Origin of the sequence: Streptomyces sp. NPDC000345 (assembly GCF_042898825.1) — a bacterium.
GTDB lineage: Bacteria > Actinomycetota > Actinomycetes > Streptomycetales > Streptomycetaceae > Streptomyces.
Genome location: NZ_JBIAZE010000003.1, coordinates 73718 through 99302, shown reverse-complemented (window position 1 = coordinate 99302; position 25585 = coordinate 73718). Strand labels below are relative to the sequence as shown.

25 protein-coding genes and 1 pseudogene are annotated in these 25585 nt (G+C 71.2%); 9 read left to right on the top strand and 17 right to left on the bottom strand.

Annotated features, from left to right (window positions below):
• Positions 1 to 20: 20 nt before the first annotated feature.
• Positions 21 to 782: a hypothetical protein gene (locus ACFY30_RS07925; RefSeq protein WP_390844295.1), complete on the bottom strand. Its 762-nt coding sequence runs from the start codon at positions 780 to 782 to the stop codon at positions 21 to 23.
• 523 nt (positions 783 to 1305) lie between these two features.
• A complete protein-coding gene (locus tag ACFY30_RS07920) occupies positions 1306 to 1860 on the bottom strand; it encodes an AAA family ATPase (protein WP_390844719.1) in 555 nt (184 codons plus the stop codon).
• A 757-nt stretch (positions 1861 to 2617) separates the two neighbouring features.
• Here ACFY30_RS07920 and ACFY30_RS07915 point away from each other — a divergent pair.
• On the top strand, positions 2618 to 2818 hold the full coding sequence (locus ACFY30_RS07915; protein ID WP_390844294.1) for a hypothetical protein: 201 nt from the start codon (positions 2618 to 2620) through the stop codon (positions 2816 to 2818).
• A gap of 85 nt (positions 2819 to 2903) precedes the next feature.
• Here ACFY30_RS07915 and ACFY30_RS07910 read toward each other — a convergent pair whose 3' ends face one another.
• Positions 2904 to 3665 carry a phosphoglyceromutase gene (locus ACFY30_RS07910; protein ID WP_390660522.1) on the bottom strand — a complete coding sequence of 254 codons (762 nt, stop codon included), beginning with the start codon at positions 3663 to 3665 and terminating at the stop codon, positions 2904 to 2906.
• Between the two features lie 151 nt (positions 3666 to 3816).
• Here ACFY30_RS07910 and ACFY30_RS07905 point away from each other — a divergent pair, with 151 nt between their 5' ends.
• Positions 3817 to 5082 carry an MDR family MFS transporter gene (locus ACFY30_RS07905; protein ID WP_390844293.1) on the top strand — a complete coding sequence of 422 codons (1266 nt, stop codon included), beginning with the start codon at positions 3817 to 3819 and terminating at the stop codon, positions 5080 to 5082.
• Between the two features lie 31 nt (positions 5083 to 5113).
• Here the strand turns inward: ACFY30_RS07905 and ACFY30_RS07900 are convergent, their stop codons facing one another.
• On the bottom strand, positions 5114 to 5557 hold the full coding sequence (locus ACFY30_RS07900; RefSeq protein ID WP_390844718.1) for a DUF2000 family protein: 444 nt from the start codon (positions 5555 to 5557) through the stop codon (positions 5114 to 5116).
• Between the two features lie 55 nt (positions 5558 to 5612).
• Between ACFY30_RS07900 and ACFY30_RS07895 the strand changes: the two genes are divergently transcribed.
• Complete coding sequence (locus tag ACFY30_RS07895; RefSeq protein WP_390844292.1) at positions 5613 to 6422, top strand: AraC family transcriptional regulator; 810 nt, start codon at positions 5613 to 5615, stop codon at positions 6420 to 6422.
• A gap of 32 nt (positions 6423 to 6454) precedes the next feature.
• Here the strand turns inward: ACFY30_RS07895 and ACFY30_RS07890 are convergent, their stop codons facing one another.
• Positions 6455 to 6958, bottom strand: coding sequence for a YbjN domain-containing protein (locus tag ACFY30_RS07890; RefSeq protein ID WP_390660526.1), 504 nt, complete (start codon positions 6956 to 6958; stop codon positions 6455 to 6457).
• Positions 6951 to 8288 (bottom strand): D-inositol-3-phosphate glycosyltransferase, encoded by a 1338-nt coding sequence (gene mshA / locus ACFY30_RS07885; protein WP_390844290.1) that lies wholly within the window; start codon positions 8286 to 8288, stop codon positions 6951 to 6953. Before mshA ends, ACFY30_RS07890 begins: the two co-directional genes overlap by 8 nt.
• Positions 8289 to 8581: 293 nt before the next feature.
• On the opposite strand from mshA, the gene ACFY30_RS07880 reads away from it, so the two are divergent.
• The 3 genes from ACFY30_RS07880 to ACFY30_RS07870 all read left to right on the top strand — a co-directional run bounded on the left by ACFY30_RS07880 (position 8582) and on the right by ACFY30_RS07870 (position 12432).
• On the top strand, positions 8582 to 9391 hold the full coding sequence (locus ACFY30_RS07880; RefSeq protein ID WP_390844289.1) for a class I SAM-dependent methyltransferase: 810 nt from the start codon (positions 8582 to 8584) through the stop codon (positions 9389 to 9391).
• A gap of 259 nt (positions 9392 to 9650) precedes the next feature.
• Positions 9651 to 10736 (top strand): NlpC/P60 family protein, encoded by a 1086-nt coding sequence (locus ACFY30_RS07875; RefSeq protein ID WP_390844288.1) that lies wholly within the window; start codon positions 9651 to 9653, stop codon positions 10734 to 10736.
• 349 nt (positions 10737 to 11085) lie between these two features.
• Positions 11086 to 12432 carry a PP2C family protein-serine/threonine phosphatase gene (locus ACFY30_RS07870; protein ID WP_390844287.1) on the top strand — a complete coding sequence of 449 codons (1347 nt, stop codon included), beginning with the start codon at positions 11086 to 11088 and terminating at the stop codon, positions 12430 to 12432.
• Between the two features lie 251 nt (positions 12433 to 12683).
• Here ACFY30_RS07870 and ACFY30_RS07865 read toward each other — a convergent pair whose 3' ends face one another.
• The 3 genes from ACFY30_RS07865 to ACFY30_RS07855 all read right to left on the bottom strand — a co-directional run bounded on the left by ACFY30_RS07865 (position 12684) and on the right by ACFY30_RS07855 (position 14430).
• Positions 12684 to 13019 carry a DUF2516 family protein gene (locus ACFY30_RS07865; RefSeq protein ID WP_390660627.1) on the bottom strand — a complete coding sequence of 112 codons (336 nt, stop codon included), beginning with the start codon at positions 13017 to 13019 and terminating at the stop codon, positions 12684 to 12686.
• Between the two features lie 197 nt (positions 13020 to 13216).
• Positions 13217 to 13921: a hypothetical protein gene (locus ACFY30_RS07860; protein WP_390844286.1), complete on the bottom strand. Its 705-nt coding sequence runs from the start codon at positions 13919 to 13921 to the stop codon at positions 13217 to 13219.
• 95 nt (positions 13922 to 14016) lie between these two features.
• Complete coding sequence (locus ACFY30_RS07855) at positions 14017 to 14430, bottom strand: helix-turn-helix domain-containing protein (protein WP_390844285.1); 414 nt, start codon at positions 14428 to 14430, stop codon at positions 14017 to 14019.
• Positions 14431 to 14634: 204 nt separating this feature from the next.
• On the opposite strand from ACFY30_RS07855, the gene ACFY30_RS07850 reads away from it, so the two are divergent.
• Together ACFY30_RS07850 and ACFY30_RS07845 are read left to right on the top strand one after the other, a co-directional pair.
• Positions 14635 to 15372 carry a VOC family protein gene (locus tag ACFY30_RS07850; RefSeq protein ID WP_390844284.1) on the top strand — a complete coding sequence of 246 codons (738 nt, stop codon included), beginning with the start codon at positions 14635 to 14637 and terminating at the stop codon, positions 15370 to 15372.
• Positions 15373 to 15591: 219 nt separating this feature from the next.
• On the top strand, positions 15592 to 16113 hold the full coding sequence (locus ACFY30_RS07845) for an ATP-binding protein (protein ID WP_390844283.1): 522 nt from the start codon (positions 15592 to 15594) through the stop codon (positions 16111 to 16113).
• 96 nt (positions 16114 to 16209) lie between these two features.
• Here the strand turns inward: ACFY30_RS07845 and ACFY30_RS07840 are convergent, their stop codons facing one another.
• From ACFY30_RS07840 to ACFY30_RS07810, 7 genes and pseudogenes are all read right to left on the bottom strand, one after another.
• Entirely contained in the window at positions 16210 to 16698 is a 489-nt protein-coding gene (locus tag ACFY30_RS07840; RefSeq protein WP_390844282.1) for an HAD domain-containing protein, read from the bottom strand.
• A gap of 11 nt (positions 16699 to 16709) precedes the next feature.
• Positions 16710 to 17335: pseudogene (locus ACFY30_RS07835) on the bottom strand (RraA family protein).
• Between the two features lie 49 nt (positions 17336 to 17384).
• The gene (locus ACFY30_RS07830) at positions 17385 to 19460 is read right to left on the bottom strand and encodes a HelD family protein (protein ID WP_390844281.1); all 2076 of its coding nucleotides are present in this window, start codon (positions 19458 to 19460) and stop codon (positions 17385 to 17387) included.
• Positions 19461 to 19527: 67 nt separating this feature from the next.
• A complete protein-coding gene (locus tag ACFY30_RS07825; protein WP_390844280.1) occupies positions 19528 to 20172 on the bottom strand; it encodes a TetR/AcrR family transcriptional regulator in 645 nt (214 codons plus the stop codon).
• A 20-nt stretch (positions 20173 to 20192) separates the two neighbouring features.
• Complete coding sequence (locus tag ACFY30_RS07820) at positions 20193 to 21128, bottom strand: hypothetical protein (RefSeq protein WP_390844279.1); 936 nt, start codon at positions 21126 to 21128, stop codon at positions 20193 to 20195.
• A gap of 83 nt (positions 21129 to 21211) precedes the next feature.
• Positions 21212 to 23389: a phosphotransferase gene (locus ACFY30_RS07815; RefSeq protein ID WP_390844278.1), complete on the bottom strand. Its 2178-nt coding sequence runs from the start codon at positions 23387 to 23389 to the stop codon at positions 21212 to 21214.
• A 201-nt stretch (positions 23390 to 23590) separates the two neighbouring features.
• The gene (locus ACFY30_RS07810; RefSeq protein WP_390844277.1) at positions 23591 to 24463 is read right to left on the bottom strand and encodes a winged helix-turn-helix domain-containing protein; all 873 of its coding nucleotides are present in this window, start codon (positions 24461 to 24463) and stop codon (positions 23591 to 23593) included.
• Positions 24464 to 24714: 251 nt separating this feature from the next.
• Between ACFY30_RS07810 and ACFY30_RS07805 the strand changes: the two genes are divergently transcribed.
• Positions 24715 to 24855, top strand: a complete 141-nt coding sequence (locus ACFY30_RS07805) for a hypothetical protein (protein ID WP_390844276.1) — start codon at positions 24715 to 24717, stop codon at positions 24853 to 24855.
• Here the strand turns inward: ACFY30_RS07805 and ACFY30_RS07800 are convergent.
• On the bottom strand, positions 24839 to 25570 hold the full coding sequence (locus tag ACFY30_RS07800; RefSeq protein WP_390844275.1) for an HAD family hydrolase: 732 nt from the start codon (positions 25568 to 25570) through the stop codon (positions 24839 to 24841). The two genes, ACFY30_RS07805 and ACFY30_RS07800, sit on opposite strands and share 17 nt — an antisense overlap.
• Positions 25571 to 25585: the final 15 nt, after the last annotated feature.

Genomic DNA, 25585 nt, shown 5'->3' with positions numbered 1-25585 from the left:
CGGCACCACGAGCGCTTGCGTCAGCGCACGTCGACGAAGTCTCCCGCGGACTTCAGCGCCGCCGTCGTGCTGGTGCCGGCGAAGTTCCAGCGCCAGTAGCCGTCGGAGGTGGCCGTGACACTCGCCTTCAGCTTCCCCGTTCCGTCGCTCGTCACGGTCTTGACGGTGGTGTAGGTGGTGCCGGCCTTGGGGCGGAACTGGAGCCGTACGGGCTGCGCGGTGTAGCCCGCGTACGTGTACTTGTCCCAGTTGGCGCGGGCCAGCTTGCCCGTGACGGTGATCGTTTTGCCCTTGGCGACCGGCTCGGGCGTCGCGTCGACGCTGAGCGTCGAGCGCCGCTTCACGGGATGGGTTCCGTAGACGTCGCCGTAGTGGTCACCGTCCTTGGAGTTGAGCTCGACATACACGTCCCAGGGACCCGCGAGCGTGTTGCGGGGGAGGTCGATGCCGCGGTCGAGCTTGACGGAGAGCTTGCAGGTGGACGTCGTGGCGCTGACGGCGGTGCAGTCGGGGACGCCGTGGTAGGACCAGTACTCGCCGTCCTTCTCCCGCTCGATCTGCAGGAACCCGCCGTTCTTGATCCCCGAGTCGTCGGAGGCGGTCACGGAGATGGTGAACGACTCCGTCCGGGACGTGCCGAAGACGATGGACTTGCCGCCGTTCACGGACACCTTTTTGATCACTACATCGGTCTCCGTCGCGTGAGCGGCCGGGACGGCGAGTACGGAGCCGCACAGGGCGAGGGTGCCGGTCAGAACGGCGCTTACGGATGCTGAACGCATGAGATCCCCACATGGTCGGGCCCACCGGCGACCATGGAACCCCCCAGGTCACCGGCGTGGCGGGTGGCGTGAGAATACGACACGACGGCAGCCGGCCCCGCAGCAGCCTGTCCAGGTCTGCCCGCTTGCCCGGAGCCACCGACCGAAGGACAACCCTGGCGGCGTGGCTTTCCCCGTGATTGCCCGCTGGCCACACGAACCGACATCGAGCAGATCCTGAGCAACCAGATCATCCGGGGTCTCAAGACCCTCCGTGATCACCTGGGCTGCTCTCTCCATGAGGCCCTGGATGTCTTTGCCGCCAGGTACGAGGTACTGAGGACGGAGCGTCCAGGCGACTTCGCATGCGGTCATGACGAGTACTGGGCCGGCTTCTGCTCGTGAGGGTGTGCCTGCCGCTGACAGGGTGGCGTCAAGAGCACTCAGCTTGGGAAGCCGCGGAACTATGGGGCTTGTCGAGGCGCCGACCTGGGCGTACGACTGGGCTGCGAGCTGTGGGGGCTGGGCACTGGTGCGGTCACGATCACGGCCTGAGGGCGAAGTGAGGCCCGGCCCAACCGGTGGCAGCCACTACCTCCCGCGCGATGTCCACGACGAGCCGTCCGTCCGTCGCCACTCGCACGGTCTCTTCGGGGGCCCGCTGGTCCAGGAGCCGTGCCTTGCGGACACTCCCCGCCAGCTCCTGTTCCAGCTCCGAGCCGAGTTCTCGTCCCACCAGCCGCTCGCGAGCGGTGGCATCGGAGGCGGTGAGCAGGACTCGTATGATCCCCACCCCGGCCCCCATGGCACGCTCGAACATGCCCGTCGTCTCCGGCAGCACACTCATGGTGTTCGTGTAGATCAGGCGTCGGTAGCCGCGCTGGGCGAAGTTCGCCCACACGGCAGTCAGATTCCTCTCGGTGATCTCCGAACGGTGAGGGTCTCCCTCTGGTGCAGGATGCACCTGCCCCATGAAGTCACCATCAATGATCGCGTGAGCGACCGCCTTGGTGCGCAGCAGCGCCGAAACCTCCCACCCCACCGTCGTCTTACCGACACCGGCTCGTCCTCCGATGAGCAGTACTTCCGCGTGACCCATGGAGGCAGCGTGCCAGCGGGCGACCACCTCACGCGATGCGATATCGATCCGGCCGCCCGGCTCCAGCCCCGCCCACAAGATCACGACCTACGGCTGGAGTACTGGCCAGGAGCACCCGCAAAGCAATGACCGCAGTCTTCGGGGAGTACATCTTCAGGTTCCGCAACCTAGCTTCAGCAAACCAAATCACAGTAACGTCTCCAAAATACAGTGCGCGATTACCGTTCACCCTCCAAGCGCCACCCCCCATCACATGACAGCTTGACCGCCCGACGCAAAGCTAAGTTCAGCGATTCGCGATCCGTGAACTCAAAACTGAACTTTAGATCCGGCATCGTTCCACGCGACGACATTGCTCGGCGGAGTGGAGTCACCGCCCAACAATCAATGGCCAACCAAACCGCCAGCGCAGGCATCCTCCCACGCATCAGGGCAGCGTCTACGCAGATCCGCATCGACGCTTCGGCGGATACGAGGTTCAGCGGTTCGACGGAGACGCGGTTCAACGGTTCAACGGTTCAATGGAAATCCGTTTTTTTCTGCCCGCGAGGCAAGGTAACCCTCACCCCGCGACGCCGGACCGTCACGTAGTCATCGAAGGAAAGCGAGAGGGTGGATAAGAGCGGGCACCCTCCATAGGCTGCGGATTTGTGAATTCCCGCGAGCGGCAAGTAGGGTCCTGGCACCGATATAGCGGAGAGGCCGCCCGGGCGTGGGCGGCCTCTCCTCTCCGTTCGGCACAGTCATTATCCGTAGCATGGGAGAATTCATGAACCGCATGGAGAAGTCCATGGTGCCACGGCGCAGCCTGCGCATCGACCTCGCCCCTCGGGAACTTCCGTTCGGCCTCATCGGAGGCGGCGGGGCGGGGCTGGGTCTGTGGTCCGGGGTCCACCCCGCGATCGCCCTGCCGCTGGCCTTCGTGGTGTCCATCCGCGTGACCGTCCGTCTCGTCTAGCCTGACGGCCACGGCACGGCCCAGCTCCACCAACAAGCCCCCGCCCTGCGAAGAAAGTGCAGGTCGGGGGCTTGTTGGTATGGCCTTACTTCTTCTTGCCCTGGTTCTTGACCGCCTCGATGGCGGCGGCCGCCGCGTCGGGGTCGAGGTAGGTGCCGCCCGGGGTGAGCGGCTTGAAGTCGGCGTCCAGTTCGTAGGAGAGGGGGATGCCCGTCGGGATGTTCAGGCCCGCGATGTCGGCGTCGGAGATGCCGTCGAGGTGCTTGACGAGGGCGCGCAGGCTGTTGCCGTGGGCGGCGACCAGGACCGTGCGGCCGGCCAGGAGGTCGGGGACGATGCCGTCGTACCAGTAGGGGAGCATCCGGATGACGACGTCCTTGAGGCACTCCGTGCGGGGGCGGAGCTCCGGCGGGATCGTGGCGTAGCGCGGGTCGTCCGACTGGGAGAACTCCGTGCCGTCCTCGAGCGGGGGCGGCGGGGTGTCGTAGGAGCGGCGCCAGAGCATGAACTGCTCCTCGCCGAACTCGGCCAGGGTCTGGGCCTTGTCCTTGCCCTGGAGGGCGCCGTAGTGGCGCTCGTTCAGGCGCCAGCTGCGGTGGACGGGGATCCAGTGGCGGTCGGCGGCCTCGAGGGCGAGCTGCGCGGTGCGGATCGCTCGCTTCTGGAGGGAGGTGTGGACCACGTCGGGGAGGAGATCGGCGTCCTTCAGGAGCTCGCCACCGCGGACTGCCTCCTTCTCGCCCTTCTCGTTCAGGTTGACGTCCACCCAGCCGGTGAACAGGTTCTTCGCGTTCCACTCGCTCTCGCCGTGGCGGAGGAGGATCAGCTTGTACGGTGCGTCGGCCATGGCTATGAGCGTAATCCACCGTCCTGATCCCTTGCGCCCCTGCTCGTACCGCGGACGGTTGACGGGATCTGTTAATCGAGTGGCCTCCCCGATCACCCCGCGCGTAAGTTCTGAGTACCGCCCACGCCACTTACCTACGGGGGACTCCGTCATGTCCGTCGCCTCACTCAGACGTGCCGCGCGCGAAACCCTCTCCGGACTGCCCCGCGAGTTCTGGTGGCTGTGGACGAGCACGCTCGTCAACCGGCTCGGCGGCTTCGTCGCCACCTTCATGGCCCTGTACCTGACGCTCGACCGCGGGTACTCCGCCTCCTACGCCGGGCTCGTCGCCTCCCTGCACGGGCTGGGCGGGGTCGTCTCCTCGCTGGGCGGCGGAGTGATGGCGGACCGGATCGGACGGCGGCCCACCCTGCTCCTCGCCCAGACCGCGACGGCCGTGTCGGTCGCCGTCCTCGGGTTCGTCAGCGATCCCCTCGCCATCGCCGGTGTCGCCTTCCTGGTCGGCGCGGCCTCCAACGCCTCCCGGCCCGCCGTGCAGGCGATGATGGCCGACATCGTGCGGCCCGAGGACCGGGTGCGGGCCTTCTCGCTCAACTACTGGGCCATCAACCTCGGTTTCGCCGTCTCCTCCATGGCCGCCGGGTTCATCGCCGAGTTCAGCTACCGCGCCGGGTTCCTGATCGAGGCGGGGATGACCCTGGTGTGCGCCGTCGTCGTCTTCCTCAAGCTGCCCGAGTCGCGGCCCGAGCGGGGGGCCAAGGCCGTGGCGGAGGACTCCGTGGGGCTGGGGACCGTCCTGCGGGACACCCGGTTCATGAGTGTCGTCGGGCTGTCCTTCCTCGTCGCGCTCGTCTTCCAGCAGGGGTCGGTCGGACTGCCGGTGGCGATGGGGGCGGCCGGGTTCACTCCGGCCGAGTACGGCATGGCGATCGCCGTCAACGGCGTCCTCATCGTCGCGCTGCAGATCCCCGTCACCCGGTTCATCGAGCACCGGGACCCGCGACGGCTGCTGGTGATCTCCTCCGTCCTCGCCGGGTACGGTTTCGGGCTCACCGCCTTCGCCGGCTCGGTCGGCGTCTTCGCGCTCACCGTCTGCGTGTGGACCCTCGCCGAGATCGTCAGCGCGCCGACCCAGACCGGTCTGGTCGTCCGCCTCTCCCCCGCCCACGGGCGCGGCCGCTACCAGGGCATGTACACCCTGGCCTGGGCGGTGGCCGCCCTGGTCGCCCCGGTGATGTCCGGGTTCGTCATCGACCGGTACGGGGCGGAGTGGCTGTGGGGGATGTGCGCGGTCGTGGGGACGGTCGCGGGGGCCGGGTACGGCGTGCTGATGCGGCGTCTGCCGGCCGGGGAGCCCGTCGCCGACGGCGCCGACGAGCGTACGTCCGGGGCGAAGGCCGAGGTCGGCGCCGCCTGAGCCCCCTGCCCGGGGCCTCGTCCCCGGGACCTCACGGATGCATCCGCGCCCCCTTCACCACCTTGTCCACCGCGTTCCGCGGCCCGTACACGGCGAGGCCCACCAGGTCCAGTTCCGCCGTCGGTACGGCCCGCACCGCCGCCCGGTTGTCGCGGTCGTTGCCGGTGGCGAAGAGGTCGCCGGTGAACACCGCGCGCGGGAGGGCCCGGGACAGCACGCGCGCGTGGGCTGCGGCGAGCGTCTCCTTCGTGCCCTGGAAGACCAGCACCGGCTGCCGGAACATCGGCAGGCAGACCACGCCGTCGGCGTCCTCGTACGGCTCCCCGATCACCTCGGGGACCACCGTGCCCAGGCCGCTGACCAGGAACGCGGTGACGTTCAGCCGCTGCCAGGGCTCCAGGTCCTCGCGCAGCAGGACGGCGATCTTCGTGTCGAAGCGGACGGGTTCGGCGGATGCGGCGGTGTTCGTGCTCATGCTCATGCGGTGAGACTGCCGTCCGGCCCGCCACCCGGTCTTGTACGTTCTTTGCATGGCCACCCGGCAGGAAGTATCCGCCTGGCGCCCGGCCGTACGGGGCGTCGTCGAGGTCTTCCACGCCCACTTCACCGAGTACGCGTACCCCATGCACGTCCATGACGCGTGGACCCTGCTCATCGTGGACGACGGCGCCGTACGGTACGACCTCGACCGGCACGAGCACGGCACCCCGCACGACACGGTCTCGCTGCTCCCGCCGCACGTGCCGCACAACGGCTCGCCGGTCGATCCGCGCGGCTTCCGCAAGCGGGTGCTGTACCTCGACGCCGGCGTGCTCGGCGAGGAGCTCATCGGGCCCGCCGTCGACGCGCCCGACCTGCGCGATCCCGTCCTGCGGCGGCGGGTGGGCCAGTTGCACTCCGCGCTCGCCCGGCCCGGCGACGAGCTGGAGGCGGACAGCCGGCTGACGCTGATCGGGGAGCGGCTGCGGGACCACCTGCGGCACCCCGCGCAAGCCGCCGTACGGGCCCCGCGCCCCGACCCGGTTCTCGCCAGCCGGCTGCGGGAGCTCCTCGACGCCCACGTCGTCCGGGGCATCGGTCTGCAGGAGGCCGCACGGGTCGTCCAGGCCCATCCCGCGCATCTCGTACGGGCGTTCAGCGGCGCGTACGGCATCGCCCCGCACCAGTACCTCACGGCCCGCCGCGTCGACCGCGCGCGGCGGCTGCTGCTCGACGGACGGCCGCCCGGCGAGGTCGCGGCGGCGGCCGGCTTCTACGACCAGGCCCATCTCACGCGCCACTTCCGCAAGTTGGTGGGTGTGACGCCGGGGCGGTATCGCCGCACGTCCTCCGTCCGCTGAGCTGGAGCGTGCCCTGCTCCCGCGGCGCGGGGTCAGTCGGCGGGACGCTGCGTGAGGTGTGCGAAGGCCTCCAGGTTGCGTGTCGGCTCGCCCCGGGAGACCCGCCACGCGTACTCCTTGCGGATCGCCGAGGCGAACCCCAGCTCGAGGAGGGTGTTGAAGGCGCCGTCCGCCGCCTCCAGGACCTGGCCCAGCAGGCGGTCGGTCTCCTCGGGGGTGACGGCGGCGAGGGGGAGGCGGGCCGTGACGTAGACGTCGCCGAGCTGGTCGACGGCGTAACTCACGCCGTAAAGCTTGAGGTTGCGCTCCAGGAGCCAGCGGTGGACACCGGACTCGTTCTCGTCGGGGTGGCGGATGACGAACGCGTTCAGCGAGAGGGAGTGGCGGCCGACGATCAGGGACACCGTCGTCTTCAGCTTGCGGGTGCCGGGGAGCTGGACCACGTAGGTGCCGGGCCGGGGGCTCTCCCACTCCAGCTCGGCCTCCTTCAGGAAGCCCTCCAGGACCTCTGCCGCCCTCTTCTCCGCGTCACCCATGCTGGGAGCGTACGCGACGGCGGTGGGCCTGGGCCGCGGCCGTGTAGACGTCGGCGGTGGCGGCGGCCGCGGTGTCCCAGCCGAAGGACTGGGCGTGGGCGGCGGCGGCCGCGCCCATGCGGGCGGGCAGTTCCGGGGCGTCGGCGAACCGCGCGAGCACGCGCGCGTACGCCGCCGGGTCGTGGCCCTGGACCAGGAAGCCGGTCTCGCCGTCCTGGACGGCCACCGGAAGACCGCCGACCGCCGCCGCGAGCACTGGGGTGCCCGCCGCCTGGGCCTCTATGGCGACCAGCCCGAAGGACTCGCTGTAGGAGGGGACGACGAGGAGCGACGCGGCCCGGAACCAGTCCGCGAGCTGGTCCTGGCCGACCGGGGGACGGAACCGTACGACGTCCGCGATGCCGAGCCGGGCGGCGAGCTTCTGCAGGCCCTCCGGCTTGGCGAGGCCGCTGCCGCTGGGGCCGCCGACGACTGGCACGACGATCCGCGACCGCAGCTCGGGGCGCTCGTCCAGGAGCACGGCGACCGCGCGGAGCAGCACGTCGGGGGCCTTGAGGGGCTGGATGCGGCCGGCGAAGAGGGGGACCAGGGCGTCCTGGGGGAGGTCCAGGCGGGCGCGGGCGGCGGCGCGGCCGTCGGCGGGCGAGAAGCGCTCGAGGTTGACGCCCGGATGGACCACGGCGACCTTGCCGGGGTCGGCGCTGTAGTGCCGTACGAGTTCGTCGGCCTCCTCCGCCGTGTTGGCGATGAGGCGGTCGGCGGCCTCGACGATCTGGGTCTCGCCGATGACGCGGGCGGCGGGCTCGGGGGTGTCGCCGTCGGCGAGGTTGGCGTTCTTGACCTTGGCCATGGTGTGCATGGCGTGCACCAGGGGGGCGCCCCAGCGCTGGGCGGCGAGCCAGCCGACGTGGCCGGAGAGCCAGTAGTGCGAGTGGACGAGGTCGTAGTAGCCGGGGCGGTGGCCGGCCCAGGCCTGCATCACGCCGTGGGTGAAGGCGCACAGCTGGGCGGGGAGGTCTTCCTTGGCGAGGCCCTCGTAGGGGCCGGCGTCGATGTGGCGGACCAGGACGCCCGGGGCCATCTCCACCTTCGGCGGCAGCGCGGCGGTCGTCGCGCGCGTGAAGATCTCGACCTCGATGTTGATCGCGGCGAGGCGCTGCGCGAGCTCCACGATGTATACGTTCATGCCGCCGGCGTCGCCGGTGCCTGGCTGGTGGAGCGGCGAGGTGTGCACGGAGAGCATCGCGACACGGCGGGGGCGGCGGTGGAGCCTGAGCCGCGGTGGTACCGCCGGAGAGCGACGCCCGAGCCTGCTGGCGTAGTGGCTCACGTGGCGTTCCTCCTTGCTGCGGGCATGCCGGACGGAGGGGGCGGGACGCCCTCCACGGGGCTGGAACGCCGGAGCATGGCATTCCCATTCCGGGCGGGACCGGGCCTGGGGTGATTTTTGCCGGAGCGTTACCGGGATCGCTCAACCGTTCGAGGCCTGGATGCGTCGAGACCGCGGGGCGCCGGTCCTGGTCGTGCGGGGTCCGGCGGCGGCAGGCCCCGGCGAGACCCCGCCCTCCCCGGGCGCCGCCCCGCCCCGGGTGGCACCCCCGGGCTGCGCATACCCTCGTACCCATGTCAGCCCGCGCACCCCGCCCTGTGGGCACTGTCACGCGCGGGACCACCAACCCCAATCGGCTGCGCCGCATGGACCGCTGGATCGCCGCGGTGCACGGCGCCGAGCTGCGGCGGGCCGCCGATCCGGTGGCCGTCGACCTCGGATACGGGGCGGCGCCCTGGACGGCCGTCGAACTGCTGGCCCGGCTGCGTTCCGTCGCGCCACGCACGCGTGTCGTGGGCGTCGAGATCGAGCCCGCGCGGGTCGCGGCCGCCAAGCCCTACGAACGCGACGGGCTCAGCTTCCGGCACGGCGGGTTCGAGATCCCCCTCCCCCGGCGCCCGCACCTGGTGCGCGCCGCCAACGTGCTGCGGCAGTACGACGAGGACCAGGTCGCCGACGTCTGGGAGCGGCTGTGCGCGCGGCTCGCGCCGGCGACGGGGACCTCGGCGGGCGGGCTGCTCGTCGAGGGGACCTGTGACGAGATCGGGCGCCGGCACGTGTGGGTGGCGCTCGGGCCCGAGGGACCGCGCACGGTCACCTTCGCGACCCGGCTGGGCTCCCTGGACCGGCCGTCGGACCTCGCGGAGCGGCTGCCCAAGGCGCTGATCCACCGCAACGTCCCCGGGGAACCGGTGCACAGGTTCCTGCGCGACTTCGACCGCGCCTGGGCAGCCGCCGCGCCCTACGCGTCGTACGGGGCCCGCCAGCGCTGGATCCGCACGGTGCGGGACCTCGCGGCCGACTGGCCGGTGACGGACGGGCCCGTGCGCTGGCGGCAGGGGGAAGTGACGGTGCGGTGGGGGGCGTTGGCGCCGCTTCGGTGACCCTTCGCCTCTCCGCGTCACCCGTTCGTGTCACCGGGGAACGATCTCCGTGAGTCGTTCGTCACATTGACGGCGAGATCATCACACCAGGGGAGTGCCGGGGAGGGAGAAGGGGGAAGGGCTCCATCGGTCGATCGAGGGGCTCCGGCCGCCGGTATCTGTCGGTTCCGTGTCGGGCTCTGTCGTTTTCGGCCGTGACGTGGCACGATCCCCCGGGCACCGTAAGTTACTGACGGGACATCAGTTTGGGGGAAGAAGTATGGGACCGGGCAAGCGCGGCCTGTTCGCGGCGGCGGTGGCGGTCGTCTGCGCGGTGACCGTGCTGGGGGCACCCGGCGCGGCGTTCGCGAGCCCCGCCCCCTCCCCGTCCCCGACGGCGACGACCGACCCGGACCTGACGCTCCCGCCCAGCGAGGACCTGGAGGAGGTCCGCGCGAAGCTGGAGACGCTCTACCACGACGCGGCGGTCGCCACCGACGCGTACAACGCGGCCGAGGAGGCGGCGAAGGAGCAGTCCGCCGAGATCGTCGCCCTGGCCAAGAAGATCGTCGAAGGCCAGGAGAGACTGGCCGAGTTGAAGGACCGCGCCGGAGCCGCCGCCCGCTCCCAGTACCGCACGGGCGGGCTGCCGGACGAGGCCCAGCTGATGCTGAGCGAGGACCCCACCGAGTTCCTCGACGGCGCCGGCCGGGTGCTCCAGGGCCAGCGCGCGACCAAGGGCCTGATCGCCGAAGTGACCCGCACTCAGGAGGACTTGGAGCAGTACTCCAGGGACGCCTCCGCGCAGTGGAAGAAGCTGGAGGCCAACCGCAAGGCCAAGGCGGCGGCCCAGAAGAAGATCGAGAAGCAGATCGCTGCGGCCGAGAAGCTCGAGTCCCAGCTGGAGAAGAAGGAGAAGGAGCGCCTCGCCCAACTCCAGGAACAGGCCGACCAGCAGGCCCAGACCGCCTGGCTGGACACCGGCATCCTCGACGAGATCGACGGCAAGGCGACCGCGCAGGGCAAGAAGGCCATCGAGTACGCCACCGCGCAGATCGGCAAGCCGTACGTGTGGGGCGCCGAGGGTCCGGACTCGTTCGACTGCTCCGGGCTGACCTCCGAGGCCTGGAAGAGCGCCGGCCGGTCGATACCGCGCACCTCGCAGGAGCAGTGGAAGCAGCTCGAGCACGTCGACATCAAGGACATGCGTCCCGGTGACCTGATCATCTACTTCGACGACGCCAGCCATGTCGCGCTCTACGTGGGCGACGGCGCGATCATCCACGCCCCGCGCCCGGGCCGTACGGTCACCCTCGCCGGGGCGGGCACGATGCCGATCCTCGCGGTGGTGCGACCGGACGCGTGAGGCGGGCCGGCCCCCGGCGGCCTGCCGGGCGATCAGCGGGCGAATCGACCGAAAGGGCCTAACTCACAGACGGGGACGCGAAAGCGAGGGTCACGTGACCGCCGCCACGTGACCCACGGCACGTCCACCGGTCCGCCAAATCCCTTGTGGACGTGACGTTCGTCATCCCCGCTCCTGTACCGACCTGCCCAACTGCGACAGGGAACGCGGCATATGACACTGGCCTGAGATCAAACGACGTGCCGTACACCATTCCGTTGCGGCGCCTTCTGCCGCTATGGTCCCCGTCGGTGGGTCGAGGTCCCTCGTCCCCGCCATGCCCTCGGGGGGAGGGAAGGAACCCGACACAATGCCCGCACCCGTACCGCGGCAGAGAGCGATCCCGGCCGTGGAAACCGGTCAGGCGCAGGCCGTGCCCGCTGCAGGCGGCCCCTCCGATGACGTAGCCCCGCCCCGGCGGGAAGCCGCCCGCAAGGACGAGACCGTTCGCAGCGCGGCCACGGCCGACAGCGACACCGCCCACACCACGCTCACCCTGCTGCTGATCGAGGACGACCCCACGGCCGCGCCGATCGTCCCCGACCTGCTCGACTCGGACGGCAAGCCGATCCGGGTCCGCACCGCGCGCAACCTCACCGAGGCCGGGCGGCTGCTCACCGACGACGTGCACTGCATCCTGCTCGACCTGGCGCTGCCCGCGCCGGGCAGGGCCGGCGAGCCCGAGGACGAACTCGCCGTGCTGCGGCACGTCCTGCGGCTCGCGCCCCGGCACGCCGTGCTCGCGCTCACCGCGTCCGGCGACGCCGAGCGCGGCGCCGAGGCCGTACGCGTCGGCGCCCAGGACTATCTCTTCCGGGACGAGCTGGACGGCCGGCTGCTGAGCCGCGCGATCCGCTACGCCGTGGAGAGGAAACGTTCCGACACGGCCGAGCGGCGGCTTGCCGAGGGCAAGCTGCGCGCGCAGGAGAACGCCCGCCTGGAGCGCGGCCTGCTGCCCACGCCCCTCCTGGAGGGCTCCCCGCTGCGGTTCGCCGCCCGCTACCGCCCCGGCCGCTCCCGCGCGCTGCTCGGCGGCGACTTCTACGACACCGTCCGCACCCCGGACGGCACCGTGCACGCCATGATCGGTGACGTCTGCGGGCACGGCCCGGACGAGGCGGCGCTCGGCGTGGAGCTGCGCATCGCCTGGCGGGCGCTGACCCTGGCCGGGCTGTGCGGGGACGAGCTGCTGAACACCCTCCAGCAGGTGCTGGAGCACGAGCGCGACGACGACGAGATCTTCGCGACCCTGTGCACGGTGGACATCGCGCCCGACGGGCGGCGGGCGGGCCTGTGCCTGGCCGGCCACCCCGCCCCGCTGATCGCCCGGCCGGACCGGCCGGCGCGGCTGCTGCCGCAGGAGAACAACGGTCCCGCGCTGGGGCTGCTGCCCGGCGCCCGCTGGCCGCGGATGCAGGTCGAGCTGGGCGCGGAGTGGAGCCTGATGCTCTACACCGACGGTCTGATCGAGGGGCGGATCGGCGAGGGCCGGGAACGGCTCGGACAGGACGGCATGGTGGAGATGATCCGCCGGCAGCTGGCCGAGGGGCTGAGCGGGGAGGAACTGCTGCGGGCCGCGGTGAGCGAGGTGCGGGAGCTCAACGGGGGCGAGCTGACGGACGACGTGGCCGTGGTGCTGCTGGACCGGGTGCCGTAGCGCTCCGCCGGGGGTGCCGTCGTGGAAACCGCGCGTGAGCCTCCGGCAGGGGTCGGGGACCCGGGTCGCCTCGCTGCCCTCCGCCGGCACCGAACCGCCGGAGGCCGCGCGGGCGCCGTTGCGCATGGCGTCGTTGCCAGGTGCGGGTCGTCGAGGCTGGTCGCGCGGTGGCCCGCGCTCCCGGGCAGGGGGCCGCACCCCTGCCGCTTCCGGGCAAGGGGCCGCACCCCCTGCCTCTCAGGGCATGGGTGCTACCGGCCGCCGTTGTAGGGGCCGTAGGGGCCGTCGCTGCTGGAGCCGCCCCTGCGGGTCCGGCCACCGCCCGGCAGGGAGCGCAGGGCGGGACGGACGTCGACCATGTAGACGATGGTCGCGATCAGACCGATGATCGGCAGGAACGACAGGATCGGGAAGATCAGGTTCACCACGAAGGCGAGCCCCAGGATGATCATCCAGAAGGGCTTGGTCTGCTTGTCGGCCGCGCGGTAGCCGTCCTCGCGGCGGACGGCCGCGTCGATCAGAGCGAAGCCGCTGAACACGATCAGGGCCAGGCTCAGCAGCGACATGAACCCTGCGAACCCCTGCATCAGCACTACGTCCACCACCCGACTCGGCACGACCGGTTCGTCCTTACGCGGTCACCGTACCCGCAACCACGCTCTCGTCACCCGTACAACGGGCCGGGCACCGTATGAGTGCCCGGCCCGTGACCGTATGCCGGTATGCGTGTCCGTGTATCTGTCGGGGTCCGCGGCGGCCGCCGCGGCCAGGTCGCCGGCGGGTCTCACTTGGCCGGCGGCGTCGTCTTCTTCGGGGTGGTCTTGCGGGCGGCCGGGGCCTTCTTGGCCTGCGGCACCGTCTTCTTCGCGGGCGCCGGCACGGGCGCGACCCTGGCCTCGGCGGCCGGGGCGGGCTTCGGCGCGGCGGCCGGGGCGGGCTTCGGCTCGGTCTTGACCTCGGCCGGAGCGGTCTTGGGCTCTTCCTTGCCCTCGACCACGATCGCCAGCTCCTCGATCTCCTCGGCGGCCTCGCCACGCCAGGTCTTCACGGCCTGCTCGCCGTGCTCGGCGACCTTCTCGTAGGTCTCACGGGCCTTGACGGCGTACTCGGCGGCGACGCCGACACCGCGCAGTGCGATGTCCTGCGCGGACTCGCCGAGCTTCTTCAGGTCGGCGTCGAGCGTGCTGCCGAGCTTCTTGATGTCGCCGTCGAGGGTGGCGATGAAGTCGTTGACCTTGGTCTGGAAGGTCTCCTGCGCCTCCTTGGCCTTGGCACCGGCCTCCTTGGCACGGGCGGCGGCCTTCTCCTGCACGGCCTTGGGGTCGGTGTTGCGCACGGCCTCGATACGGGCCGGGGCCTCGGCGCGCAGCTGCTCCACCAGGGCCGGCACCTTCTTCGCCTGCTGGAGCGCGAGGTCGGCGGTACCCGCGGCGAAGTAGAGCGGGGTCGGGTCGCTGAAGGTCTTGCGCAGGTCGTCGGTGATGGCCATGGTGTAGGTCCTCCCGGATTCGCGTTCGTCGTGTTCGTCGTCTTCGGCTGAGGGTCGTACGGGTCCGCAGTCGGGCGGCCGGTCCCCTGGTCCGGTCAACTGGCCGTCTGCTGCGGATCGGCGCCGCTCTCGTGCTCCGGGGTCTCCAACGGGCCTTCGCTGAATCCGTTCTCCTTGCGGAAGGACTCGTAGATCTGCAGCAGCGCCTGCTTCTGCGCCTCGGTCAGGGTGGGATCGGCGAGGATGACCGCGCGGGTCTCGACCTCGTCCCGGTCCCGCTCCGCGTCGAGGATCCCGGCCCGCACGTACAGCGTCTCGGCGGAGATACGCAGGGCCTTGGCGACCTGCTGGAGCACCTCCGCGCTCGGCTTGCGCAGGCCGCGCTCGATCTGGCTCAGGTACGGATTGGACACCCCGGCGGCATCGGCGAGCTGCCGCAACGAGAGCTGGGCGTTGCGCCGCTGCTCTCGCAGGTAGTCACCGAGGTTGCCGACGTTGAGCGATGCCATGCCTCCACTGTGCACCCTCGGCGCTAACTATTGCAAGCATCTGCTTGCAACAGTGTTCCGTGTCACCGGGACCGACCCCTTGCCCCCGTTCACAAGGACTCGCCCCGGTGGGAAGTCTCGGCAAGCGCAACCCCCGTCAGCACCTGGTCGAGCACCCGTCTGATCGCGGCGGCCCGGGCGGGCGGAGCTTCTAGGATCTGCGGCATGGCAACTCGACTCGTGCAGATCAACATGAAGGCCCGGGACGACTCCGCGCTCGGCCGGTTCTGGGCGGAGGCACTCGGTTGGGGTGTCGACAGCGAGGGACCCGGTGTGACCAACCTCGAACCCGTGGGCTTCGCCTACCCCGACCCCGCGGCCGTCTGCATCGACATCATCGCCCGCCCGGAACCCAAGACGGTGAAGAACCGGGTGCACCTTGATCTGGCCACCACCTCGACTGCCCATCAGGGGGAGTTGGTCGCGCGCTTGCAGGATCTTGGCGCGACGCTCGCCGACGTGGGTCAGGGCGACGTCCCCTGGACGGTCATGGCCGACCCGGAGGGCAACGAGTTCTGCGTCCTGGAGCCCCGTCCGATCTACCGGGACACCGGGCCGATCGCCGCGGTGGTGGTCGACTGCACCGACCCGCGAGGGATGGCCCGGTTCTGGGGCGAGGCGATGGACTGGACGCTGCACGAGGTCACCGACGAACACGCGACCATGCGTTCGGCCAAAGGCGTCGGGCCCTACCTGGAGTTCCTCCGTACCCCCGACACCAAGAGCGGGTGGAACCGCGTCCACCTCGACGTCTGCCCCTACCCGGGAGACGACCTGGCCGCGGAGGCAGCCCGACTGCGCGCCCTGGGCGCCACCGACCCTGATATCGATCAGTCCGCAATCTCCTGGACGGTTCTGGCCGACCCGGAAGGCAACGAGTTCTGCCTCCTCACGCCTCGCTGACGTCGAGCAGCGACTCCGGCTGGTTTGGGGGCAGCGGCGAAGACCGCGTGGCGTCAGCCCAGAACTCATGACTCAGAACTCAGATCGAGCGAGACGCCGACCGCGCCTCCGTCTCGCTGGATCGGAACCACCGCCGGTCGCAGCCCCGACGTGGTTCACCTTCAGCGGATTTCCGCCGTACCCGTTCCCGCGGCCCGCGCACCGCTAGCGTGGGATCCCGTGATCGTATGGCTCAACGGCACCCACGGCGCGGGCAAGACGACGACCGGTCCACTCGTGCAGCAGCTGATCCCGGACTCACGGGTGTTCGACGCCGAGAAGGTCGGCGAGACGCTCATGGACATCAGGCCCGGGCTGCCCGGGACCGACAACTTCCAGCACTGGCCCCCCTGGAGGCAGCTCGTGGTGGAGACCGCCCGGCGCGTACTCGAGTACACCGGCGGCACTCTGGTGGTGCCCATGACCGTCCTGGTCGAGCAGTACTGGCGCGAGATCAGCGCGGGCCTCGCCCACCACGCCATCCCGGTACGGCACTTCGTCCTCCACGCCGACCAGGACACCCTTCGCGGGCGCATCGAGGGGGACACGGTTCTCGGCCCCTCCCCCTTCCGCCTCCAGTACCTCGAGCCCTACGCCGAGGCGGCCCGCACCTGGCTGCACGACGCGGCCGAGGTCGTCGACACCACGCACCTCACCCCCGCCCAGGCCGCCCTGCGGATCGCGGAGGCCGTCAAGGCGTGAGCCCCGCGAAGCCGGGCGCGGGGTGGCACCGGAGAACGACCCTCCGCCGTGCTCGCGCCGCGCCCCCTCGCGAACCCCGAGCACGGCGGCGGAACACTAGCCCCTGCGGCGGCCCTCCCCGCCGATCCACTCCTCCACCACCGCGAAGTCCCGGTCGGTGAGCCCGTACCGGTGGTCGACGCGGTGCAGGAGGGCTGGCGCGGGGTGCCGGGCGGCCACCCAGGCGCGGTCGGCGGCGGTGATCTCGTCGTCCAGCCAGACGAAGGGCCGCCCCGCGGCCCAGGCGACCAGCGCCGGCGTCTTCCCGTGCGGGCCACCGCCCGGCGTCTCCTCCTCCGGCCACTCCACCACCGGCAGCGAGGGCAGGCCGAGCCAGGGGGCGACGACGTCGTTCGCGTCGTCCAGCCAGGTCGTCGCCCACACCGGCTCGCACCCCAGCGCGAGCAGCCGGGGGCCGAGCGCCGGGTCGAGCCGGGGCAGCAGGGGGTGGGCGGGGGACGGCACGCCGGGCACCCGGAACTCCGGATGGCGGACCCGGCCCCCGAACGGGATCAGGGTGCCGTCGACGTCGAGGAAGAGCAGCATCGGTGGGTCCTTCAGTCCTGGTGGCCGTGGTCCGCGAGGATGCGGTCGATGCGGGCGCGGTGGGCCCGCTCCCAGGTGTCGAGGGACTCGCCTGCCTCCTTGGCCAGTCTGGCGCGGGCCGCCTCCAGGATCTCCGTGCGGCGGGCGGCCGGTACGACCACCACGCCCTCCTCGTCGGCGACGACGACATCGTCGGGATCGACGTCGACGCCCCCGCACCGCACCCGCAGCCCGAGCGGACGGACGGCCGCCTTCGCGCCCGGGATCGGGATGACGCCCCGGGCGTGGACGGGGAAGCCGGCCTCGCGCACCTCGGCGAGGTCCCGGATCAGGCCGTCCAGGACGAAGGCCGCGACCCCCCGCCGCTGCGCCACGGCGCAGACGTTGCCCCCGGCCGGCGCGTGGTCGAGGTCGCCCGACTCGACCACGACGACCGAGCCGGACCCGCACGATGGATCGCGGCGTGCAGCATCAGGTTGTCGCCGGGCGGGCAGCTGACGGTGAAGGCGGGCCCGGCGACGCGCGGCGCCGGGCCCCAGAGCGGACGTATGCCGATGTCCATGACATGGGCGCGGCCCAGCAGATCGGCGAGGGTGGTCGTGGGGATCGCGGCGAAACCGGCGCTGTCGATCGTCATGGCGGGACCGTAGTGGGCCCGTCCGCCGCGTCGGCGGCCGGCCCGTCGCTCACTCGCGCTCCCACGGCAGCTCCCGCGCGTGCACCACCTCCAGGCGGGACACCGCGCGGGTCAGCACCACGTACAGCCGGTTCAGGCCGCGTTGCTCGGCCTCGGCGATCGCGGCCGGCTCCACGGCGACGACGTGGTCGTACTCGAGGCCCTTGACGAGGGTGGCGGCGATGACCGTGACCCGGCCGGTCGGGGCGTCGACACCGGCCGCGGTGAGGGCCTCGCGGATGCGGGAGGTCTCGGCGTCCGGGGTGACCACGCCCACCGAGCCCTCGTGGGTGAGCGCGTCCCGTACGGCGGCGACGACCGCCGGCGCCAGGTCACCGTCCGCGCGGCGGACGCGCAGCTCGCCGTCGCGGCGCAGGGAGCGGGCCGGGGGCACGTCCGCGTCGAGGCGGGCGAGGAGGCGGTCGGCGAGGGCGAGCACCGCGCCGGGGACACGGAAACCCGTGGTCAGCGGGACGATCTCCGCGCCGGGCTTGCCCAGGTGGGTCATCTGCACCCGCCAGGAGCGCGCCGCCCACGGGGTGGTGCCCTGGGCGAGGTCGCCGAGGACCGTGAGCGAGCCGAAGGGAACGCGGCGGGCGACGGCCCGGCACTCCATCGGGGAGAGGTCCTGGGCCTCGTCGACGACGACATGGCCGTAGCCCCCGGGATGCTCGACGAGCCCGGCGATCTCGTCCAGGAGGACGAGGTCGGCCGCCGACCAGCGCGCGGACCTGGGCGAGCGGGGCGGGCGGGACCAGAGCAGGCACCGCTGCTCCGCCGGTTCCAGCAGACCCTCGGCCGCCGCGCCCAGCGCCTGCGGGTCACTCAGCAGCCGGGCCAGCAGTTCCTCCGGCCGCACCTTGGGCCACACCGCGTCCACGCAGGCGCTCACCGCCCGCGCCCGCTCGATCCGGCGCAGCCAGGAGCCCGGGCGCGGACCGGCGCGCCGTTCCGCCTGTGTCTGGATCCGGCGCACGATCCGGCTGCGGACGCGTTCCCGGCCGACCTCGTACGGCGGCTCCTCGGCGAGGACCCCGGTGACGGTCTCCGTCACTTCACGGCCCGCGATCCGCCAGCGGTACGACCCGTCGGGCACGGCCAGGTCCTCGGCGCGGCCGGCCGCCACCCGCCCGTACACGGCCCGGCGCAGCACCTCGGCCATCCGCGCGTCGTGCTTGAGGGCGGCGGCCGGGTCGGTGTCGGTCCCGGTGACCGGGTGGCGGGCGATCTCGTCCTGGAGGGTGGACTGGCGTACGCCGGTCTCGCCGAGGGAGGGCAGGACCTCGGCGATGTAGGAGAGGAAGGTGCGGTTGGGGCCGAGGATCAGCAGACCGCCGCGCCTGATGCGCTGCGGGTGGGTGTAGAGGAGGTAGGCGGCCCGGTGCAGGCCGACGGCGGTCTTGCCGGTGCCGGGGGCGCCCTGCACACAGACCGAGTCGGCGAGTTCGCCGCGTACGAGGTCGTCCTGCTCGGGCTGGATGGTGGCGGCTATGTCGCGCATGGGGCCGACGCGGGGCCGTTCGAGCTCGCGGGCGAGGAGCGCGCCGGGGCCCGTGGCCTCGGCGGCGCCGCCGTCCGCCAGGTACTCGTCCTCCAGGCCGGTCAGGTCGGCGGAGTCGCCGCGGCTGCCGGGCGCCCAGCCGAACCGCCGGCGCACGGCGACGCCCTGGGGGTCACGAGCGCCGGCCTGGTAGAAGGCGCGGGAGACGGGGGCGCGCCAGTCGACGACGAGGGGCGGGGCGGCGGGGTGCTCGCTGATGCGGAGCCGGCCGATGTGCTGCCCGGTCCCCCGTACGAAGTCCAGACGGCCGAAGAACAGCGGGCCTTCGGGGAGTTCGCGCAGGGCCTTGGCGCGGCTGCGCAGTCCGAAGCCGAGGACCTCGGCGTCGGCGCCGGACGCGGAGACGTCCTCACCGGTGACGACCTGGAGGCCGGCGTCCTCCACCATGGCGGCGAGGGCGGCACGGCAGGCGTCGTGGTGGGCGCGTTCGTGGTCGAGGGCGGCGGCGAGGGCTTCCGGGGCTTTCGACTCTTCCGGCTCTTTCGGTGCTTTCGGATCCTTCGCGGCGGGGTCGGCAGACGTCATGGGGGCGAGGATAGCGAAAAAACGTTACCGGGTTACTTTTTTAACTCAGTCACAACCATGCCGGATGTCAGGGTCCGGACTGCTCCCTCCGGCCGGCGGCCAGGCGCGGAAGCCCCGCCTCCAGCGCCGCGAACGCCCGCCCGGCCGCGTCGACCGCCTCCCGCCGTACGTCCTCCACCCGCTCCCCCGCCGAGATCCGCCGCCAGTTCTCCTCGGCGAGGATCCGCCGTACGGCGATGATCTGGCCGGCCGCCAGCCGGGCGTCGAGGCCGCCGCCGAGGGCCTCGGCGAGGGCGTCCTCGGAGCGTTCCAGGTGGGCGTGGAGGCGGGCGACCAGGGACGGGGTGCCGTAGAGGAGGGTGTAGAAGGCACGGACCTGCGGGTGGTCGTTGACACCGGTGATCGGGTCGGCCGCGGCGAGTCCGTCCAGGAAGTGCCGGCGCAGGGCGGCCAGGGGGGCGGTCCCCTCGGCCCGCGCGGCGGCGACCACCCGCGCGGCCTCCCCCTCGTGGTCGGCGATCCGGTACAGGACGAGGTCCTCCTTGGCCGGGAAGTACCGGAAGAGGGTGGGCTTGGAGATCTCCGCGGCCGCCGCGACCTCCGCGACGGACACCGCGTCGAAGCCCCGCTCCAGGAACAGCCGGACGGCGATGTCCGACACGGCCTGGTACATCCGCTGCTTCTTGCGCTCACGCAGCCCGGTCTCGCTCATACGGTGAGCCTACGGCGGGTTCAGGAGGCCGGTGCGGGGGCGGGGGCGGGCGCCGGGGCAGGAGCGGGTGCGGGCGCGGGGTCGCGCCAGGGCGGGGGCGCGGCCAGGGTCCAGAGATTGTCGAGGTGCCGGTTCCAGGTGGCGATCAGGGTCTTGGAGTCCTCGGAGCCCTCCAGGGACCAGACGTTGAGGTCCGTGCGGTAGCCCTTGGGGTCGTAGTACTCGGGGGCCGCGCCGCGCAGCACGGTGCGCGCCATGACGTCGTAGAGGCCGTGCAGCACCAGCTCACGGTTGAAGACGCAGATCTTGTCCCGGGGGATGCCGGGATAGAGGCGGTACTCGCAGCGGGCGTTGATCCGGCCGGCGGCGGTCAGCCGTTCCGCCAGCGTCGACAGCGTCTCGTCGTACTCCTGGCACTTGCGCTCCAGGCGCCTGCGGAACTCGGGGTCGTCGACGGGGAGCCCGGTGTCGCCCACCCTCGACGGGACCGTCATGGCCTGGCCGAAGTCGGGGATGAGGACGCGGATGGTGACATGGCGGGTGGGGCCGGGGTCGTCGAGGAGGCTCTCCAGGCGGTGGTACAGCTCGTTGTAGAGCGTTTCCCCCGTGTAGCCGAGAAACCTTATGTCCACCGTCCGCGCCCGGAACGCCTCGCTCACGAAGAGGCCGAGCTCCCGCGACTTCACCTGCCCCCGGGTCGGCAGCCGCAGTGTGCTGGACAGGTCCTTCACCGCGTCGTAGAGCACGTAGCCCACCAGGCTGAGGAGAGCGCCGCCCAGATACGCCTTGCCCTCCAGGGCGTCCCCGACCGGCTTGACGAACTGCGCGGTCAGGCCGGTGACGAAGATCCCGAGCAGCAGGACCCGGACGACCACCGGCTCGAAGCGCTCCGTGTAGCGCCGGAGCGCGTGCCCCACCCCGCCGTCACCCGTCGTTCCACTCCCCCGCGCGGACATGCCCGTCCCCCTCGCGCCTCACCCCCGCAGGGGGCTGCAAATGTCCCTGGAAATAACGGAGTTCAGTGCATGCCATGGTCCACCTAGGCCAGGGCCCGGGCAAGATACGGGTTCGCCGTGGCCGGCAGGGGAAGACCCAGCGACGCGGTGGCCGCGGCGAGGGTCGCGGCATAGGAGTTCACGGCGCGGCGGACGTTGGGGGCGTCGAGGCTGGATCCGGTGACCAGGCGGTCGAGGTCGATGTAGGCGGAGCGGACGAGCTCGATCCAGCGGTAGACCCGGCTGTCGTGGCTCCAGTTCCTGGTGTACCGCTTCGGCAGCTGCTTCTCCCACCGCCGGAACATCCGGGCCCGGATCTCCGGCCGGGTCGGGGTCAGATGCATGTGCCGGACCAGGTCGTACAGGGGATCGCCGACGATGGCCATCTCCCAGTCGATGATGGTCAGGGCCATGTCGTCGTTGCGGCGCACGAGATTCCACGGGTTGAGGTCGCCGTGCAGCAGGGCCGGTGCCCGCTGACTCACGGTGTGCCGGGACAGGATCTCCCGGAGCCGCCAGTCGTCGGGCAGCCCGAGCGTACGTGCCAGCTGCAGCGATTCCTTGGGCAGGTTGCGGACCAGGTCGACCAGTTGCTCCGACAGCCACCCGTAGAAGTGGACCTCCCCTTCGGCGGGCGCGACCCTCAAGTGGTCCACGTGCGTGAGCTCACACAGCTGGTCGACGAGGGCGTCCGCCTCGTGCAGCCGCAGGCCGTCCACCGGGTGGTCAGGAGGCTCGTCGATCGGGGTGCCGACATACGTGTGGATGGTGAAGGGGTCGTCCGGATAGCTCTTGCCCAGCGCGAACACCTTCGGCGCCGCCACCCGGACACCCGACTCCTGGATGGCCCTGAGGACCACGTGCTCGCTCAGGTAACTCGGCTCTCTCCGCGAGACGTTGCGCAGCTTACGGCGCACGACCACCGGATCGGGAACGCCCGGGACCCAGACCACCGAATTGAGGTGGGCGGTGCCCTTGAACACCCGGTGCGCCGGGGCCGCTCCCTCGGCGAGCAGGGCGTCCCGTACGGCGGACACGGGGAAGTCGGGATGCTCCGGGAAGCGCGGATCCGGCTGCCAGTCGCAGGCCTTCGCGATCCAGTGCCGGCCGCTGACGTCGCCGCGGGACGCCAGCCACCGGAAGAGGGCGCGCTCGATCTCGTCAGCCGTCGGAACGTTTCTGAGCCGCAGCGGCTCCGCCGCCGCGTTCAGCGCCCTGCCCACCTCCACCGTCGCCTCGTCCAGGCTCTTCTGGGTGAACGAGTCCTGCAGCGACCGCGCGGCCCGCATGACGTCCGGGTAGACCGACTGCGCGCGCTCGAAGTCCAGGTAGTGGCGCAGATCCCTGGCCATGCCGTGGACCGCGCCGGGCCGGAACTCCTCCATCGCCTCGACCCACGCGTCGATCACCTCGGGCCGCTGGTGGGCGGGGTACCGCATGCGCACCAGGTGGGTCGCCAGGTCGTGCAGGGGGTCGCCGTAGGTCGCGAGTTCCCAGTCGACGCAGATGAGGGGCGGATCGCCGTCGTACGTCACGATCAGGTTGTCCCGGTGCAGGTCCGCGTGGAGCAGGCTGTACGGGCGCCGGGTCATCGCGGGAACCCGCTCGGCCAGCCCGAGCAGGGCGTTGTCGGAAATGCCCAGCGCGGTGAACAGCCCTCCGAACTCGGCCCAGTTGGGCTTGCGGATCTGCTTGTCGGCGCGGTGGGCCAGGGTCTTCAGGAAGGCCTGGCTGTCGCTGTGGTTGGCGGGCCAGGAGACCGGCAGGGGCGGCAGCGCCGCGCGGCGCACCTGGGTCATCTGGGCCAGCAGCCGGGTCAGCGCCTTCAGGAGCAGCGTGTCGACGGGTTTACCGTTTCCGCAGATGGTGGAGAGCGGCACGCCTTCCACATAGCTGTGGATGGCGTACCCCGGCCGCTTGACCAGGCACTCGGGCGCGTGCGGCAGGGCGCTGCGCACGGCCTTGAGGATCACCGCCTCGTTCTGCCAGGTCCTGATCACCACCGGCAGCGCGTCGAAGCGCGGGACACGCACCGTGACCGAGGTGCCGGGGTCTCGGCCCAGCAGCCGGGCCACGTCCTCCGTCAGCGGCAGCACATAGTTGCGATTGTGGTGGCCGCTGGACGCCTGCGTCGATTCCGCGGCCTCGACGAAGGCTCGCAGGACCGCGTCCTGGGCGGCTCGTTCCCCAAGGTGCCGAGGGGGAACAAGGTGGTCGACCACTGGCCGCTCCGGGAGGTCGCGCAGGAATGGGTAGGGCAAACGGTAAATGCGCCGCACGGCCGCCGTGACGATCAAGTAAGCACAATGGGTGGTGGCCACTCGCTTGCGTCAGGCCGTTCGAGACAGGCTGGTTTCCGCCTCATACGTATGGACGGGAGCTGTTGCTCAAGTGATTGGGGCATGCTAGCGCAGACGTCTGAGCTATTCGGCGAGAAGATTCCAGACCGAGTCGAACCAGGCCTGCCAGGTGTCGACGAAGACGGTGCCGGGTGAGTCCGGGTCCGCGTCCTTCACCTGGTGGGTGAGCGTCGCACCGAGGCCCAGCACGTCGAGGGCGGTGACCTCCTCCCCCGAATCCAGCTCGATCTGGCGCTGGATCACCTCGTAGGGGCCGTGCAGTGCCTCCGCGCCGTTGAAGAGGTAGAGCTTGAAGGCCGGCGTGAGGGGGGCGTACCGGATCTGGACATCCACGGAGGGCACGAGTTTCTCGGTCCTCAGCTCCTTGAGAACGCCGCGCAGCGACTCCGTGTGACGGTCCGTGATGGCCTGCAGCCGGTTCCGCAGCCGGTCGTCGTCCTTGTCGTCCTTGACCCTCGGATAGGGCAGGTTCAGCGCCTTGTCGGGCAGGATCATGCGCAGCCCGATCCGCTCGGGAGCTATGGAGCCACCATGGATCCGCTCGGCCTGCAGCCGGATGTGCGCGTCCAGTGACTCGGACGTCAACGTGTAGACGTCCAGGGTGACTTCGGGCAGCTCGAAGGCCTCGCTGAGCAGGGGGCCGAGCGTCGCCCCGTGCCGCAGTCGGGTGGCCTTGGGGGTGGACGACTGGATCCGCTGGGTCTTCACCACCCGGGACCCGCTGCCCTGGCGGGACTCGATCCAGCCCTCGCTGACCAGCTCCCGCATCACGCGCTGGACGGTGTCCCGGGAGACCCCGAACTCCTCTGCCAGATCACGCTGGGAGGGCAGGAAGGAGCGCAGCGGATACGTCCCGTCGGTCATCCGTGAGCGCAGCACGTCGGCGACCCGCTGGAACTCGCGGCCGCCGGCACCGGCACTCTGCTGCCCCTCCACACCGCGACCGTACCGCCACCCGTCCACCGGCAAACCACCGATCATGCCGCCGTCCGTCCACCGGCCCACCATTGCCGGTCAAGACACCGACAGCTCAAGCCGATTAAGGATCAATCAGGCAGGGGAAACCCACTTCACGTCAACCGGTCCAATTGGACCGAGACTTGCTGGCTTCACCGGAAACGGCAGGGAGGTGGAAGGCCGTGCTCCCGTTATCAGCGCTTCTTGAACTCCTCGGATACTGCGCCGGCTTGACGGTGCAGGCGAAGCTGGGCGCGCTGGGGGTGATGCTGATGCTCACCGTGGCGGTGGGCATACGGGCCCGGCACGACATGCTCGCCGTCGCGGCGGCCTGTGTGCTCGTGGCGTTGATGCTCAGGACTGTTCCCTGACCACCCTCAGCACCGTCTCCAGCGAGTTCACCACCATCGTCGCGCCCGCTCCCCTGAGCAGTTTCTCCTTGCGCTCGTTGCGCGCGTACCCGAGGAAGGGGACGCCCGCCTCGCGGGCGGCGAGGAAGTCGGAGGGGGTGTCGCCGATCATCAGGGCGGTCCCGGGGGCCGAGCCCATCGCGGACAGGGCGCGGTGCAGGCAGTGCGGGTGGGGCTTGAGGAGCGCGAGGTCCTGGGTGCGGCCGTAGACGTGGGGGGCGAAGCAGGAGATGAGGCCCCGGCCGGTGAGGTACTTGGCGACCACGCGCGGGGAGTTGTTGGTGGTGATGGCCAGGCGCAGGCCCACGGCCGTCCAGGTGCGTATCAGGGGGTCGGCCCACGCCGTGGGCATCGCGGAGGACGCGGCCCGCATCTCCTCCTGGGTGAGACGTTCCTCCAGTTCGTCCACCAGGTCGCTGCCGGGGCGCAGGCGGTCCACGGCGCGCAGGACGACGTGCGGGTCCAGCGACTCCCGCTCGGACTCCGTCAGCAGATGGTGCAGGCCCCGCCCTTCGAGCCACTCCACCAGCCCGTCGGCCACGTCCTCCGCCGAGTGCCCGGCGAAGAGCCGGCAGATCGGCCCGTCGAAGTCCCACAGGACGACTCTCGTACGCGCGATCGACTCCCGCAGATCCGCGGTCCCGTTTCCCTTGTCGTTCTCGGTGTCGGCTGCCACCTGTTCAGTCTGCTT

Excerpts from the sequence above, each read along its gene's own strand:
- ACFY30_RS07830 (WP_390844281.1), bottom strand. The coding sequence starts at position 19,460 with ATGACGTCTGCCGACCCCGCCGCGAAGGATCCGAAAGCACCGAAAGAG.
- ACFY30_RS07895 (WP_390844292.1), top strand. The coding sequence starts at position 5,613 with ATGGCCACCCGGCAGGAAGTATCCGCCTGGCGCCCGGCCGTACGGGGC.
- ACFY30_RS07855 (WP_390844285.1), bottom strand. The coding sequence starts at position 14,430 with ATGGCATCGCTCAACGTCGGCAACCTCGGTGACTACCTGCGAGAGCAG.
- ACFY30_RS07875 (WP_390844288.1), top strand. The coding sequence starts at position 9,651 with ATGGGACCGGGCAAGCGCGGCCTGTTCGCGGCGGCGGTGGCGGTCGTC.
- ACFY30_RS07840 (WP_390844282.1), bottom strand. The coding sequence starts at position 16,698 with ATGCTGCTCTTCCTCGACGTCGACGGCACCCTGATCCCGTTCGGGGGC.
- ACFY30_RS07870 (WP_390844287.1), top strand. The coding sequence starts at position 11,086 with ATGCCCGCACCCGTACCGCGGCAGAGAGCGATCCCGGCCGTGGAAACC.
- ACFY30_RS07820 (WP_390844279.1), bottom strand. The coding sequence starts at position 21,128 with ATGTCCGCGCGGGGGAGTGGAACGACGGGTGACGGCGGGGTGGGGCAC.
- ACFY30_RS07850 (WP_390844284.1), top strand. The coding sequence starts at position 14,635 with ATGGCAACTCGACTCGTGCAGATCAACATGAAGGCCCGGGACGACTCC.
- ACFY30_RS07920 (WP_390844719.1), bottom strand. The coding sequence starts at position 1,860 with ATGGGTCACGCGGAAGTACTGCTCATCGGAGGACGAGCCGGTGTCGGT.
- ACFY30_RS07880 (WP_390844289.1), top strand. The coding sequence starts at position 8,582 with ATGTCAGCCCGCGCACCCCGCCCTGTGGGCACTGTCACGCGCGGGACC.
- ACFY30_RS07910 (WP_390660522.1), bottom strand. The coding sequence starts at position 3,665 with ATGGCCGACGCACCGTACAAGCTGATCCTCCTCCGCCACGGCGAGAGC.
- ACFY30_RS07915 (WP_390844294.1), top strand. The coding sequence starts at position 2,618 with ATGGGAGAATTCATGAACCGCATGGAGAAGTCCATGGTGCCACGGCGC.
- ACFY30_RS07905 (WP_390844293.1), top strand. The coding sequence starts at position 3,817 with ATGTCCGTCGCCTCACTCAGACGTGCCGCGCGCGAAACCCTCTCCGGA.
- ACFY30_RS07860 (WP_390844286.1), bottom strand. The coding sequence starts at position 13,921 with ATGGCCATCACCGACGACCTGCGCAAGACCTTCAGCGACCCGACCCCG.
- ACFY30_RS07825 (WP_390844280.1), bottom strand. The coding sequence starts at position 20,172 with ATGAGCGAGACCGGGCTGCGTGAGCGCAAGAAGCAGCGGATGTACCAG.
- ACFY30_RS07890 (WP_390660526.1), bottom strand. The coding sequence starts at position 6,958 with ATGGGTGACGCGGAGAAGAGGGCGGCAGAGGTCCTGGAGGGCTTCCTG.
- ACFY30_RS07900 (WP_390844718.1), bottom strand. The coding sequence starts at position 5,557 with ATGAGCACGAACACCGCCGCATCCGCCGAACCCGTCCGCTTCGACACG.
- ACFY30_RS07865 (WP_390660627.1), bottom strand. The coding sequence starts at position 13,019 with ATGCAGGGGTTCGCAGGGTTCATGTCGCTGCTGAGCCTGGCCCTGATC.
- ACFY30_RS07925 (WP_390844295.1), bottom strand. The coding sequence starts at position 782 with ATGCGTTCAGCATCCGTAAGCGCCGTTCTGACCGGCACCCTCGCCCTG.